Below are 13170 nucleotides of genomic sequence, written 5' to 3' on the forward strand. Positions count from 1 at the left end.
ATGACCGCGGACGTCACCACCCCAAGGACCACCCCGACCTGGACCGCCCGGTCGCTGCGCGGGCTGCGCTACTGGCTGCACCGCCACCGGCGCACGTGGCGCGGCGCGCTGGTGATGGCGGTGTTCAACCCGCTGGTGTTCCTGTTCGCGATCGGCGCCGGCCTCGGGCACATCGTCGACACCACCGGCGGGCTGCCCGGCGGCCAGCCGTACCTGCACTTCTTCGCGCCGGGGCTGCTGGCCGCGGCGGCGATGCAGGCGGCGTTCGTCGACTCCGGCGGCGCGGTCCGGCTCGCCGCGATGCCCGGCGGCGCCTACCGGGCCGCGATGAACACCCCGCTGCGGCCGTCGGAGATCTTCCTCGGCCACCTGCTGTACGTCGGGGTGCTCAGCGCGTGCAACGCCACCTTCTTCGTCGCGGTGATGGCCGCGCTCGGCGTGACCGGCTCACCGTGGGCGCCGGCGATGGTGCCCGTCGGAGTGCTGACCGGGCTGGCGTTCGCGGCGCCGATGGCCGCGTTCTCGATCATCGTGCCGAACCCGGAGAACATCTCGCAGGTGTACCGATTCGTGATGCTGCCGCTGTACATGTTCTCCGGCACGTTCTTCCCGGTGGACACGCTGCCCGCGGCGGTGCGCCCGGTCGCGCAGCTCCTGCCGCTGTGGCACGCCGTGACGCTGTGCCGCTCGCTGAACGAGGGCACCGCGACGCTCCTCGGCGCCGCCGGTCACGTGGCCTACCTGCTGGTGTTGTGCGCCGCCGGGCTGATCGCCGGGCGGATCACGTACCGCCGGGTCCTGCACCCCTAGGAAGGACTGCGCGATGACGACGGCGACACCGGCACGGCGCCGGCGGCCGGGCGCCCGGGCGCCGCTGCTGCTCGAACGCCACCTCCTGGTGAACACCCGCACCTGGGTCAACCTGGCGTTCGAGCTGTTCGAGCCGTTGCTGTACCTGCTCGCGATCGGGTTCGGGCTGGGCGCCGTCATCGGCTCGGTCGCCGGCTCCGACGTGCCGTACCCGGCGTACGTGGCGCCGGGGCTGCTCGCGGCGGCGGCGATGAACGGTGCGGTCGGCGAGACCACGTTCCGGGTGTTCCTGCGCATCAAGCACGAACGCTTCTACGAGTCGGTCCTGGTGACCCCGCTCAGCGTCGCCGACGTCGCGGTCGGCGAGGTCGGCTGGGCGGTGCTGCGCGCGGTGGTCGCGGCGACCGGGTTCCTCGCCGCCAGCGCGGTGCTGGGGCTGCTGCACTCGGCGTGGGCGCTGCTGGCGGTGCCGGCCGCGGCCCTCATCGGGTTCGCGTTCGGCGGCGCCGGCATGCTCGTGACGACGTTCCTGCGCAACTGGCAGGACTTCCAGTACATCCAGCTGGTGATGCTGCCGATGTTCATGTTCGCCACCACGTTCTACCCGCTGTCGGTGTACCCGGCGGCGCTGCGGCCGCTGATCGCGTGCCTGCCGCTGTACCAGGCGATCGAGCTGGTCCGCGGGGTCGCGCTCGGCACGTTCGGCCAGGGGGTGCTGATCGCCGTGGTGTACCTGGGCCTGCTCGGCGCCGCCGCCCTGTACTTGGCGGTCGGCCGGCTCCGTGGCCAGCTGCGCCCGTGACCCTTGAGGGCGGCGCACCGCCCTCAAGGGTTGCGACGGCACACGGTTGACGACGGTCAGGACGGCACGCCGAGCGTCGCGTCGAGGTAGCGGTCGATGACGGCGCGGAAGTAGTCGGGGCCGAACCGCAGCCGGTCGACGCCCGGGATGAGCCGGCGCAGCTTCTCGATCGACACGTCGTGCGTGCCGGGGCGGTCCACGTACTCGCGGGTCACCGGCCGGCCCGGCCGCAACCGCCGCTCGACGTGGTCGAGCACCTCCTCCACGGGCACGCCGACGCCGGTGGCGACGTTGACGACCTCGTTGACGACCCCGGCGGTGAGCAGGTCGTCGACGATGCGCACCACGTCGGCGACGTCGATGAGGTCGCGGTGCGCGCCGCGGAACACCCGCAGCCGGCCGGCCGTGATCTGCCGCACGAGCGCCGGCAGCAGCTGGTGCGGCGGCTGGCCGGCGCCGATCGTGTGCGACAGGCGCAGCAGCAGGTGCTCGGCGCCGCTGGCCGCCACGACGCTCTCCAGGGCGAGTTTGTGCCGCCCGTACGGGTCGGGCGGGTAGACGGGGTCGGATTCGCGGCCGGTGCTGCCCTGCCCGCCGTACATGCTCGCCGACGACGTGGAGAAGTACACGACGCGGCGGCCGTGCGCGGCGCAGCCACGCAGCACCGGGTACAGCAGGTCGGCCTCGCGGGCGAACTGCTGCTCGCTGACGGCGCCGACGCTGGAAACGCCGGCGGCGAAGACGACGGTGTCCGGGTGGCGGTGCGCGATCGGCTGCAGGCTGCGGGCGATGAATCCGTGGCCGATGATGTCGATTGCGCCGCTCCCCTACGTCAGCGGCCCGGCGGATCGGCCGATCACGGTGAAGTGCCGGTCGAGCATGCCGGTGAACGACCGCAGCCAGTTGGTCCGGTAGTCGCGGGTGCGGCGGGTGCGTTCCAGCGCGGCGGCGCTCATGCGGGCCCGTTCGGCCAGCGGCATCGCCACGACGGAGCGCAGCGCGTCGGCGACCGCGGCAACGGTCCGTTCCTTGGCCATGACCCCGTCGACGCCGTCGTCGATGAGCTCCGGGTACACACCGGCCGGCACGCCGATGACGACGAGCCCGTTGCCGCCGTTCATGAGGGTCGCCTCGTTGCCGGTGATGGACGCGGACTCCCGCTCGGACAGGAACGCGGCGGCGAGGGTGAGCCGCCACTGGCAGAACGCGGCGAGGACCCGGTCGTCCTGGCCGGACAGCAGCAGGCCGGGTGAGCCGAGCGAGCGGTGGTACTCCTCCAGCGCGGGGTTCGGCCGCGGGTTGAGCACGACCGGGAAGACGTCGCCCGCCTCCTTCGCCGCCTCCAGGAACAGTTCGAAGCCCTTCTCCGGCACGCCGCGACCCCAGCTGATGACCAGCTCCTGGGCCAGCGGCACGCCGAGCGAGCGCAGGATCGCCTCGACCTCGGCCGGGTCCATCCGGTCGAACTTCGGCGCGTCCTGGCGGATGCCGTTGTAGGCGAACAGGAACTTGTCGTCGGGGATGCCGTACACCTGCTGGTACTGCTCGCGCATCCAGCTGGACTCCCAGCCGACGGTGACGCGCTCGTCGTGGCGGGCGAGGTGGCCCATGACGGAGTCGGCGTAGGTCTCGGGCAGCTCCGCGTCGCCGCCGGCGTTGAGCACCGGGTTGTGGGTGAGGTGCACGACCGTGGCCGGGATGTGGAACTGGTCGGCGGCGCGCACCACGAACCGGGTCGCCATCGCGAACATGCTCATGCCGGTGAGCACCAGCACCGAGTCGGCCTCCTCGGCGACGCGCAGCATCACCTGCCCGCTGGCGGCGCCCATGGCGACGCAGTGCTCGAAGTGGTCCATCTCCCACGGGTGCGCCCGCGGGTCGGCCATGCGGTGGTACTGGACGTCGCCGTCGCGCAGCCACCGCTGTTCCGCGTACGCCCACCGGTCGGTGTCGTAGCCGGTGTTCGAGGCCCGTTCGGCGATGTGCCACCGCACGTCGGCGCCGTGCGCGTGCGCGAGCTGTGCCGCCTCCGCGCGCAGGTCGAGGATGTCGTGCACGACCCGGGCGACGCCGCCGTCGACCTGACGGAAACCCTCGTTGGTGAAGATGAGCACGGCCAGGCGGTGTTCGCCCATGCGGATATTCCTCCCCGTGGTGGCCCCCTCCGGCGGACCCGACCGATCGACGGCGTTCACGCCCTGGGGTGACCAGCACGCAGCCTGCCGAGCACGGCGCCGTGCGTCAATACCGGCGGTACGCACACGATCGCGCACACGATTGCGCCCACCCGGACCGGTTGGTTAGCGTTCCGGCGCACGCTGTCCTACGGGGAGGATCACCGTTGCACGCATCCGGCTCTGCGCAAGAAGTGCGCCGCGGCGGCCTCACCTGGGCGCAGCAGCTGTGGACCCGCTGGGTGCCGGCGGACGAGGCGGCGTCCTATGAGGACAACCTGAGCATCGTGCTGCCGGTGCGGGCGGTGCCGGTCGCGGTGGCCGAGGCGGCCGTGCGTGACGTGCTGGCCCGCCACGAGGGGCTGCGGACCCTGATCGACCGGGCGCCCACGCCGTACGGGCACGTGCAGCGCGTCTTCGCCGTCGACGACCTGCGCGGTGTCGTGCTCGTCAGCGACGAGGACGCCGGCGGTGCGGTGTTCACCGCGGCGGCCGGCACGTCGTTCGTCATCGGCGAGGACTGGCCGGCGCGGTTCGTGCTGTTCCGCCACGGCGGCACGGTGAGCGAGATCGGTCTGGTCGTGGACCACAGCGCGACCGACGCGTGGGGGTTCCAGGTGCTGCAGCGCGACGTGGTCCTCGCCGTGGCGGGGCGCGCCGGCGGGCTCGCCGACCCGTTCGTGGACGCGCCGCCGGTGGAGCAGCCGGTCGACACGGCCGCGGCGCAGGACACCCCGGACGGCGTGGCGGAGAACCGGCGCGGACTGCAGCTGTGGCGGCGGCAGGCGCACCGGCTGCGCACCGCGCTGGGCGGGTGGACGTGGGACGACGGGGCCGCCGCCCGCTTCGGGCAGCGCAACGAGACCGGCGCCAAGCACCACGTCGCGTTCCTCGGCACCGCCGAGCTGTCCGACGCGCTGGCCACGCTCACCGAGCGGGACCGGATCCCGCCGTCGGCGATCCTGCTCACCGCGTACGCGGCGGCGATCTGCGCGGTGGAGGACCTGCCGGCGGTCGGCGTCTACGCCGTCAGCGTCAACCGGCTGTCGCTGCCGGTGAAGTCCTCCGTGCGGTTCTCGGCGATGCCCGCACCCGTCGTCGTGCCGCGCCGGCCGGCCGGCCCGACCCGCGCCGACGTGCTCGACGTGGCGGCGCAGATCTTCCAGAACCACCGCGCGTCCAATGTGGACTCTGCGGTCGCGGCGCGGGACTGCGAGGACATCCTCGGCGACCGGTACGGCACCGCGGCGGCGTTCCCGATGTTCAGCTACGTCACTGACCCGGTCCTCGGCACGGTCGCCAACGCCCGCTCGTTCAGCCGGGAACGCCTCGCGTACCAGGCGCCCGAGCAGCAGGGCGTGGTGACCTTCGCCGAGCCCCGGCTGCGCGGGCCCCGGCACATGCTGGCCGTGCAGCACTCCGGCGGCTCGGCGCTGCTGATGCTGCGCTGGAACGAGCACACCGGCTGGAACGGCTTCGCCGAGCCGATGCTGTGGCACGTGCACGACCTGGTTCGCTGGGCCGCCGAGGGGTTCCGCGACGCGCCGCCGGCGTTCGGCCGGGCACGCTGAGCCGGGGCACCGCGGATGAGCACCATGGGGCAGGGCACGGCACCGCCGCTGGACTTCGACGACCACACGTTCCAGACCCGGCCGTGGCCGGTGTACGACTGGTACCGCACGCACTCGCCCGTGCACTGGTCGCCGCAGCTGCGCGTGTACTTCGTGTTCGGCTACACCAACGTGCGGGCGGTGCTCGGCTCGCCGAAGTTCGGCACCTACCACCCGTTCCGGCGCAGCCGCCCCACGTTCGGGGGGTCGCTGCTGGACACCGACGGGACCGAGCACGACCGGCTGCGCTCCGCCCTGGCCGGCGCGTTCCGGCCGCCGGCGGTGCGCGCCCACGCGGAGCGGGCCGTCACCCCGATCGTGGAGCAGCTGCTGGACGAGGTCCTCGCCGGCGACCCCGACCTGATCCCCGCCACGCTCGCCCACGAGCTGCCGATGCGGGTGATCTGCGCGGTGCTGGGGCTGCCGGCCGCCGACACCGGGCTGCTGCACCGGCTGATGGCGCCGCTCATCGACTACGTCGACCACGCGCCGGTCCCGCTCGCCGAGGTGCTCGCCAGCCGCGACGAGCTGCGCGCGTACCTGGAGCGGCACCTCGCCGGCGACGGTGGCGGTGGGAGTGGAGGTGGCCTGCTCGCGCTGCTGCGTGACGCCGACGCGCCGCTGGAGACGGGCGAGATCGTCAGCAACTCGATGCTGCTGATGGCGGCGGCGACGAAGACCACCGGCGCGTCCGTCGTCAACCTCCTGGCCCGGGTCGGCACGACCCCCGGGACGCTGCCCGGGCCGGGGCACCAGCCGCGGCAGGTGACCGCGACCGTCGTGGAGACGCTGCGGCACGAGCCGCCGCTGCACGTGACGCTGCGGTACGCGGCCGAGGACGTCACGATCGCCGGCACCACGATCCCCCGCGGCGCGCCGGTGCAGGCGTGCCTGGCCAGCGCCAACCGGGACCCGGCGGTGTACAGCGACCCGGACGAGTGGCGGCCGGGCCGGGCCGGGCCGCTGCCGCTCACCTTCGGCTACGGGCGCCACCACTGCCTCGGCAGCGGGCTGGCGCAGGCGGAGCTGGAGACGCTGCTGACGTCGCTGGGCCGGCGGCTGAGCGACCTGACCGTGACCGCCCCCGAGCATCCGGTGCCGCACGGGCGCACGTTCCGGGTCGTGCCCGGCCTGCGGATCGCCTGCACGCCGCGCCGGGCCTGAGCTTTTCCTTCCTCCGATCCGACCTTCCAGGAGCCGCCGCCATGGCAACCCCCGACCCGATCACCGGCACCCTCATCGGGTTCCTCAGCGACATCAAGGGCCGCGACGTCGCCCCCGATCTCGCCGCCGACGACAACGCGCTGCGGGCGCTGAACCTCGACTCCCTGGAGACGGTCGAGCTGTCCGTCCGGCTGGAGAAGGACCTCGGCGTCGAGTTCGGCAAGGACCCCGCCGACCTCGCCGCCCTGGAGAGCCTGCACGGCCTCACCGCCCTGGTCCGTGACCGGCTGCCCGCATGAGCGGATTTCTCCGGGCGCTGACGGCGCACGCCCGCGAACGGCCTGACCAGGTGGCGCTGGTGGGGCCCGACGCCACGCTCAGCTACGCGCGGCTGCACCGCGACAGCGCCGCCGTCGCGGCGGGGCTGGCGGCGGCCGGTGTGCGCCCCGGTGACGTGGTCGCGGTGCACGCGGAGAAGACGGCGGCGGTCATCGCCGGGCTGGTCGGGATCGTGCGGGCCGGTGCCGCGTACGTGCCGATCGACCCGACCGCCCCGGCCGCGCACCGCATCGGGCTGCTCGAGGACTGTGCCGCGCGGGCGATCCTGTGCACCGCCGGGCGGGCCGACACGCTGCGCCGGCAGGGCGTCACCGTCGTCACCGTCGAGGATCTGGTCGCCTCGGGCTCCCCCGCGGTGGCGGTACACGAGGATCCGGACCGCATCGCGTACATGATCTACACGTCGGGCAGCACCGGCCGGCCGAAGGGGGTCCGGATCCCGCACCGCGCGCTCGACGCGTTCGTCGCCGCGGTCGTGCCGTCGCTGGGGTTCGACGCCGCCGCGCGGTGCCTCAACACGCTGCCGCTGCACTTCGACGGGTCCGTCGTGGACCTGCTGGTGCCCCTGGCCGTCGGGGCGCGGCTGAACCTGGGACCGGCGGTGATGGCGCCGTCGCTGGTCCTGGACCTCGTCGAGGGTGAGCGCATCACGCACATGACGGCGATCGGCTCGACCCTCGCCCTGCTCGCCCAGCGTGGCGACCTCGCCGCCCGGGACCTGACCGCGCTGCGGATGGTGCTCACCGGCGCCGAGATCGTGCACCCCGGCGCGGTGCAGGCGTGGCTGGCGGCGGCGCCGAACCTGACCGTGTTCAACGGGTACGGCCCGACGGAGACCACCGTCATCGTCACCGCGCAGCGCATCAGCGAACGGGAACCGGGCCGCACGGCGCCGTACCCGATCGGGCCGGAGCTGCCCGGCTCGCACATCTGCTTCCTGGACGCCGACGGCACCTGCTCCGCCGACGGCCCCGGGGAGCTGCTCATCGCCGGTGACCAGCTGATGGCCGGCTACCACCAGCGGCCGGAGGAGGAGCGGCGGGCGTTCCTCGAGGTGCACGGCGTGCGGCACTACCGCAGCGGCGACATCGGCAGCCGCGGCCCCGACGGCGCGATCCGCTTCGACGGCCGCCGCGACGACGAGGTGAAGATCCGCGGCAACCGGATCAACCTCAACGAGGTGAAACGCGGCGTCGAGCGGCACCCCGCCGTCGGGCAGGCGTTCGTGGAGGCCGTCCCGGACGGTGCGGACGGGCTGCGGCTGGCGTGCGCGGTCACCGTCCCCGCCGGTGCCGGCGACGACCTGCCGCGGCAGCTGGAGGCGCACTGCGCCGCCGTGCTGCCCCGCTCCATGGCCCCGCGCAGCTACCACGTGCTGGCCGCCCTGCCGACGCTGCCCAGCGGCAAGCCGGACCGGGCCCGGATCCGGGCGCTACTGACCGAGCCGCAGCCACACGGTCGCGTCGACCGGCAGGAGCCCGCCGGTCAGCGGTGAGCTGGCCAGGATCAGCTCCCGGTACACCGGCAGCGGCACCGGCTCCGTGCCCAGGTTGACCACGCAGGCGAAGCCGTCGCCGCGGGTGAACGCGAGCACCGGCGGCGGCGCGTCCAGCCAGGCGAGGGGCCCGTCGCCGAGGCCGGGGGTCGCCGCGCGCAGCCGCAGCATGCGCCGGTAGAACTCCAGCATCGAGTCGGGGTCGCCGGCCTGCGCCTGCACCGTGTACGCCTTCCACGCCGGCGGCTGCGGCAGCCACGGCTGGGCGGCGCCGGCGGGGCTGAACCCGAACGGTGGCGCGTCACCGGACCACGGCAGCGGCACCCGGCAGCCGTCGCGGCCGGGGTCGACCCGGTTCGACCGGTGGAACATCGGGTCGGTGCGCAGCTCGAACGGGATGTCCTCGACCTCGCCGAGGCCCAGCTCCTCGCCCTGGTACAGGTAGACCGCGCCGGGCAGGGCCAGGGCGAGCATGATCGCGGCCCGGGCGCGGCGGGTGCCGAGCTCGACGTCGACGGGGGTGTCGTGGCGGCGGGTGGCGACGCTGAACCCGGTCTCGGCCCGGCCGAACCGGCTGACGATGCGGGTCACGTCGTGGTTGTTGAGCACCCAGCTGGCCGCGGCGCCGACCTCGGCGTGCGCGGCGAGCGTCTCGTCGATGACCTTCCGCAGCCGGTCGGCGCCCCACTCGCTGCACAGGAACTCGAAGTTGAACGCGCCGTGCATCTCGTCGGGGCGCAGGTAGTTGGCGAAGCGGACCGGGTCGTACAGCCACACCTCGCCGATGAGGGCGCGGTCGCCGCCGTACTCCTCGGCGACGCGGCGCCAGCGCCGGTACACGACGTGCGCGTCGTCGCGGTCGGAGTACGGGTGCTCCTGCACGTCGGCGACCTCGGGCAGGGCCGGGTCCTTGTCGACCAGCGGCGCGGAGTCGATGCGGATGCCGTCGACGCCCCGGTCGAACCAGAAGCGCAGCACGTCGTCGAAGTACTCGATGACCTTCGGGTGGCGCCAGTTGAAGTCCGGCTGGGAGCTGTCGAACAGGTGCAGGTACCACTCGCCGTCCGGGACCCTGGTCCAGGTGGTGCCGGCGAACGGCGACACCCACGTGTTCGGGGCGATCTCGCCGTGCTCGCCGCGGCCGGGCCGGAAGTAGAACAGCTCCCGCTCCGGCGAGCCCGGCCCGGCGGCGAGGGCCTCGCGGAACCACGGGTGCTCGGTCGAGGCGTGGTTGGGCACCACGTCGATGATCACCTTGATGCCGGCGGCGTGCGCCTCGCGGATGAGCGCCTCGGCGTCGGCGAGCGTGCCCAGGGTCGGGTCGATGTCGCAGTGGTCGGCGACGTCGTAGCCGCCGTCGGCCATCGGCGAGCGGTACCAGGGGCTGAACCAGACCGCGTCGACGCCGAGGTCACGCAGGTACGGCAGGCGGGACCGGAACCCGTTGAGGTCGCCGACGCCGTCACCGTCGGCGTCGGCGAAGCTGCGCGGGTACACCTGGTAGATGACGGCGCTGCGCCACCAGGCGGCTGCGGTGTCGGGCACGGTTCTCCTCCGGACGCGTGGCGGTGCGGGCGCGGACGCCCGGGGCGGTGTGGTGCGGCTTCGGCGCGTGCTGGTGCGGTCGGCGCCGGTGCGTCAGGCGGGCTCGACGCGGGCGCGGCGTTCGGCCTGCTCGGCGAAGTCGGCCCAGCGGGACGCGTACTTGCGGGTCAGCTGGGCGATGATCGGCAGGCAGTGCGGGGGCAGCTCCTCGACCACGGTGACGGTGGCCGGCTGGTTGTGCAGCCACCGCAGCAGGGTGCGGCCGACCTCCGTGTAGCGCAGCGACGGGTCGTGCGACAGGTTGTGCAGCAGCCGGCCGCAGTCGATGTCGTCGGCGGCGCGGGGCTTGATGGGCCGCACGTTGTCCCGCACCGGCCGGGCGTCGGCGGTCTCGCCGCGGCGGATGCGGTCGCGGACCCCGCGCACCGTCGACGGCGACACCCCGGCCGCGCTGGCGACCTCCCGCAGCGACGCCTCGGGGCGGCTGCTGAGCAGCTCCAGGGCGATCTGGCGGCCGCGTTCGGCGTCGATCGGGCGGACCCGCCCGTCGGTGCCGACGCGCACGTCGGCGACCGGCCCGTCTGCGGCGCGGCGCAGCACGCCGACGGTCTTGCCGGACAGGCCGACCGCCTTGGCGACGCGGCGGTCGGACCATTCGGGGTGCATGGCGACGACCCGGGCGGCCGCGGCGCGCCGGTCGGCCAGGGTGAGCGGCAGGCCGTGGGCGATGTTCGCGGCGACCGCGCTGAGGTAGGCGTCGTCGTCGCTCTCGTCGGACAGCACGGCCGCGATGTCGGACCGGCCGGTGAGCACGGCGGCCCGCACGCGGTGCATGCCGTCGATGATCCGCAGGGTGCCGGCCTGGACGACGATCGGGGGCAGCGCCTCGACGGACTCCGCGAGCAGGCGGGCGTGGGCCTCGTCGACGCCGGCGGAGCGCGGGCACACCGGGCCGGCCAGCTCGTCCAGCGGCAGCCGGACGACCGGCCGCGACGACGCGTTGCGGTGGTGCCCCGTATCCGCCCGTGCGGAATCCAACGCCATGGTGCCTCCCCGTGTGGCCTGACGCCAGGCGCACTCCAGCGGCGCCCACCTCGCATCGACAACGGGGCATAAATTACAGCGGTCGTCATTCGTACGCAATATCCATGCCATGCCTTGCAAATATCCGATGCCGGCGTGCCGTGCGAATGACGTCAGGAGCGGGGCGCATACATGATGACCGCGACGCCGAGCAGGCAGATGGCGGCGCCGGCGAGGTCGTAGCGGTCCGGGCGGAACCGGTCGAAGGCCATCGCCCAGCCGAGGGAGCCGGCAACGAACACGCCGCCGTAGGCGGCGAGGATCCGGCCGAAGTCGGCGTCGGGCTGCAGGGTGGCGACGAAGCCGTAGGCGCCGAGCGCGGCGACGCCCGCGCCGATCCACAGCAGCCCCCGGTGCTCCCGGACACCCTGCCAGACCAGCCACGCACCGCCGATCTCGGCGACGGCGGCGAGCACGAACAGCACGACGGACCGGATGATCGTCATGCGTCGCCGCCGGCGTCGGGGGCGGCGGTGCCGATCGTGAGGAACGGGATGGGGCAGTCGCTGCAGGTGCAGTTGGTCAGGCTGTCGCAGCGGGCGTCGACGACGTCGGACAGCGTGCCGCGGATCGCGACGAGGTCGGCGATCCTGGCGTCGATCTCGGCGATCTTCTGGATCGCCCGCTGCCGCAGGTCCGTGGTCGGGTGCCGGCGCCGGCCGGCGTCGAGCAGCTCGGCCACCTCGTCGAGGGTGAACCCGAGCCGCTGCGCCGCCTTGATGACGTTGAGCAGGGCGACGGTGTCCGGCGGGTAGAGCCGGTGCCCGCCGGTCGAGCGGGACGGCTCGCGCAGCAGCCCGCGGCGCTCGTAGTAGCGCAGGGTCTGGATGTTCACGCCCGCCCGCTCGGCGACCTCGCCGGTTCGCAATCCCGTCATCCCATGACGATAAACCTGTACCTGCATACCGGTTGCCAGGGCCGCGATCCCGTCTGTGACCGATCACACCCCCGGATCCGCGGAAAGTTTCATGCCCCAGCTGCGGAGGAACGATGCACGGTCGACGGCCGCCTTGTTCGTCCGCATGTGAGCGATAACATTCGCCTGCGTCTGTCTCTTGTCAGCGGCGGCGGGGCCGGACGCGCGCCCGACATCCGTCGTCTCGGAGGACCTTTATGCAGCTCCCTCACTCCCGGCCCTTACTGGTGGCCGCCTGCGCCGCCACCCTGGCCGCCGCCGGAGCCACCGCGGTGCTGACCGCGAACACCGCCCAGGCGGCCGCCGGCTGCCGCGTCGAATACACCGTCCCCAGCTCCTGGCAGGGCGGCTTCAGCGCCAACGTCGTCATCACCAACTACGGTGACGCCGTCAACGGCTGGAACCTCACCTGGTCCTTCGGCGCCGGGCAGACCGTCACCCAGCTCTGGAGCGGCACCGTCACCCAGTCCGGCGCGCAGGTCACGGTCACCAACGCCGACTACAACGGCAGCATCCCCACCAACGGCACCGCCAACTTCGGGTTCAACGGCTCCTGGAACGGCTCGAACCCGATCCCCACCAACTTCTCGCTGAACGGCACGCCGTGCAACGGCCCCGTCGGCGGCTCACCGAGCGCGTCGAGCAGCTCCGGCTCGACCAGCCCGAGCCCCAGTACCAGTACCAGCACCAGCCCGGGCCAGTCGTGCTCCCTGCCGACGCGGTACAGCTGGACCTCGACGGGGTCGCTGGCGAACCCGAAGTCCGGCTGGGTGTCGCTGAAGGACTTCACCAACGTCGTCTACCAGGGCAAGCACCTGGTCTACGCCACCACGCACAACACCGGCTCGACGTGGGGGTCGATGAACTTCGGCCTGTTCACCAACTGGTCCGACATGGGCTCGGCCAGCCAGAACGGGATGAGCTTCGGTGCGGTCGCACCGACGCTGTTCTACTTCGCGCCGAAGAACATCTGGGTGCTCACCTACCAGTGGGGCGGCCCCGCGTTCTCCTACCGCACGTCGTCGGACCCGACGAACGCCAACGGCTGGTCGGCGCCGCAGACGCTGTTCTCCGGCAGCATCTCCGGCTCCGGTACCGGTCCGATCGACCAGACGATCATCGGCGACAGCCAGAACATGTACCTGTTCTTCGCCGGTGACAACGGCAAGATCTACCGGGCCAGCATGCCGATCGGCAACTTCCCCGGCAGCTTCGGCTCCTCCTACACCCAG

General features: G+C 73.2%; 13 protein-coding genes. 7 read left to right on the forward strand and 6 right to left on the reverse strand.

All coding sequences use genetic code 11. From position 1 onward, the window contains the following. Window positions 1–810, forward strand: coding sequence for an ABC transporter permease (locus OP18_RS27690; RefSeq protein ID WP_052387436.1), 810 nt, complete (start codon window positions 1–3; stop codon window positions 808–810). Between the two features lie 13 nt (window positions 811–823). Next, window positions 824–1612 (forward strand): ABC transporter permease, encoded by a 789-nt coding sequence (locus tag OP18_RS27695; RefSeq protein WP_052387437.1) that lies wholly within the window; start codon window positions 824–826, stop codon window positions 1610–1612. 56 nt (window positions 1613–1668) lie between these two features. On the opposite strand, the gene OP18_RS27700 is transcribed toward OP18_RS27695, so the two are convergent. Further along, entirely contained in the window at window positions 1669–2427 is a 759-nt protein-coding gene (locus OP18_RS27700) for an NAD-dependent epimerase/dehydratase family protein (protein ID WP_033361955.1), read from the reverse strand. Between the two features lie 12 nt (window positions 2428–2439). Continuing rightward, the gene (locus tag OP18_RS27705; RefSeq protein ID WP_033361956.1) at window positions 2440–3747 is read right to left on the reverse strand and encodes a glycosyltransferase family protein; all 1308 of its coding nucleotides are present in this window, start codon (window positions 3745–3747) and stop codon (window positions 2440–2442) included. Window positions 3748–3953: 206 nt separating this feature from the next. On the opposite strand from OP18_RS27705, the gene OP18_RS27710 reads away from it, so the two are divergent. Genes OP18_RS27710 through OP18_RS53160 form a run of 4 tightly spaced genes read left to right on the forward strand, consistent with a single transcriptional unit; the run spans window position 3954 to window position 8394 of the window. Then, entirely contained in the window at window positions 3954–5357 is a 1404-nt protein-coding gene (locus OP18_RS27710; RefSeq protein ID WP_156089824.1) for a condensation domain-containing protein, read from the forward strand. Between the two features lie 15 nt (window positions 5358–5372). Next, entirely contained in the window at window positions 5373–6560 is a 1188-nt protein-coding gene (locus OP18_RS27715) for a cytochrome P450 (protein ID WP_156089825.1), read from the forward strand. A 41-nt stretch (window positions 6561–6601) separates the two neighbouring features. Further along, on the forward strand, window positions 6602–6859 hold the full coding sequence (locus tag OP18_RS27720; RefSeq protein ID WP_033361959.1) for an acyl carrier protein: 258 nt from the start codon (window positions 6602–6604) through the stop codon (window positions 6857–6859). Beyond that, a complete protein-coding gene (locus OP18_RS53160; RefSeq protein ID WP_081971176.1) occupies window positions 6856–8394 on the forward strand; it encodes an amino acid adenylation domain-containing protein in 1539 nt (512 codons plus the stop codon). Before OP18_RS27720 ends, OP18_RS53160 begins: the two co-directional genes overlap by 4 nt. Here OP18_RS53160 and OP18_RS27730 read toward each other — a convergent pair. From OP18_RS27730 to OP18_RS27745, 4 genes are all read right to left on the reverse strand, one after another. Continuing rightward, on the reverse strand, window positions 8332–9939 hold the full coding sequence (locus tag OP18_RS27730) for a glycoside hydrolase family 13 protein (RefSeq protein WP_033361960.1): 1608 nt from the start codon (window positions 9937–9939) through the stop codon (window positions 8332–8334). The two genes, OP18_RS53160 and OP18_RS27730, sit on opposite strands and share 63 nt — an antisense overlap. 93 nt (window positions 9940–10032) lie before the next feature. Next, window positions 10033–10983, reverse strand: a complete 951-nt coding sequence (locus tag OP18_RS27735; protein WP_052387439.1) for a ParB/RepB/Spo0J family partition protein — start codon at window positions 10981–10983, stop codon at window positions 10033–10035. A gap of 152 nt (window positions 10984–11135) precedes the next feature. Further along, complete coding sequence (locus OP18_RS27740; protein ID WP_033361961.1) at window positions 11136–11468, reverse strand: YnfA family protein; 333 nt, start codon at window positions 11466–11468, stop codon at window positions 11136–11138. Further along, a complete protein-coding gene (locus OP18_RS27745) occupies window positions 11465–11899 on the reverse strand; it encodes a MerR family transcriptional regulator (protein ID WP_033361962.1) in 435 nt (144 codons plus the stop codon). The genes OP18_RS27740 and OP18_RS27745 overlap by 4 nt, the downstream gene beginning before the upstream one ends. A 236-nt stretch (window positions 11900–12135) precedes the next feature. Here OP18_RS27745 and OP18_RS27750 point away from each other — a divergent pair. Continuing rightward, the coding region (locus OP18_RS27750; RefSeq protein ID WP_033362020.1) for a non-reducing end alpha-L-arabinofuranosidase family hydrolase at window positions 12136–13170 on the forward strand (1035 nt) is incomplete at its 3' end.

Origin of the sequence: Dactylosporangium aurantiacum (genome assembly GCF_000716715.1) — a bacterium.
Taxonomy (GTDB): domain Bacteria; phylum Actinomycetota; class Actinomycetes; order Mycobacteriales; family Micromonosporaceae; genus Dactylosporangium; species Dactylosporangium aurantiacum.

Coding starts and splice junctions, on each gene's coding strand:
- OP18_RS27690 (WP_052387436.1), top strand. CDS start 1: ATGACCGCGGACGTCACCACCCCAAGGACCACCCCGACCTGGACCGCC.
- OP18_RS27695 (WP_052387437.1), top strand. CDS start 824: ATGACGACGGCGACACCGGCACGGCGCCGGCGGCCGGGCGCCCGGGCG.
- OP18_RS27705 (WP_033361956.1), bottom strand. CDS start 3,747: ATGGGCGAACACCGCCTGGCCGTGCTCATCTTCACCAACGAGGGTTTC.
- OP18_RS27715 (WP_156089825.1), top strand. CDS start 5,373: ATGAGCACCATGGGGCAGGGCACGGCACCGCCGCTGGACTTCGACGAC.
- OP18_RS27720 (WP_033361959.1), top strand. CDS start 6,602: ATGGCAACCCCCGACCCGATCACCGGCACCCTCATCGGGTTCCTCAGC.
- OP18_RS53160 (WP_081971176.1), top strand. CDS start 6,856: ATGAGCGGATTTCTCCGGGCGCTGACGGCGCACGCCCGCGAACGGCCT.
- OP18_RS27735 (WP_052387439.1), bottom strand. CDS start 10,983: ATGGCGTTGGATTCCGCACGGGCGGATACGGGGCACCACCGCAACGCG.
- OP18_RS27740 (WP_033361961.1), bottom strand. CDS start 11,468: ATGACGATCATCCGGTCCGTCGTGCTGTTCGTGCTCGCCGCCGTCGCC.
- OP18_RS27745 (WP_033361962.1), bottom strand. CDS start 11,899: ATGACGGGATTGCGAACCGGCGAGGTCGCCGAGCGGGCGGGCGTGAAC.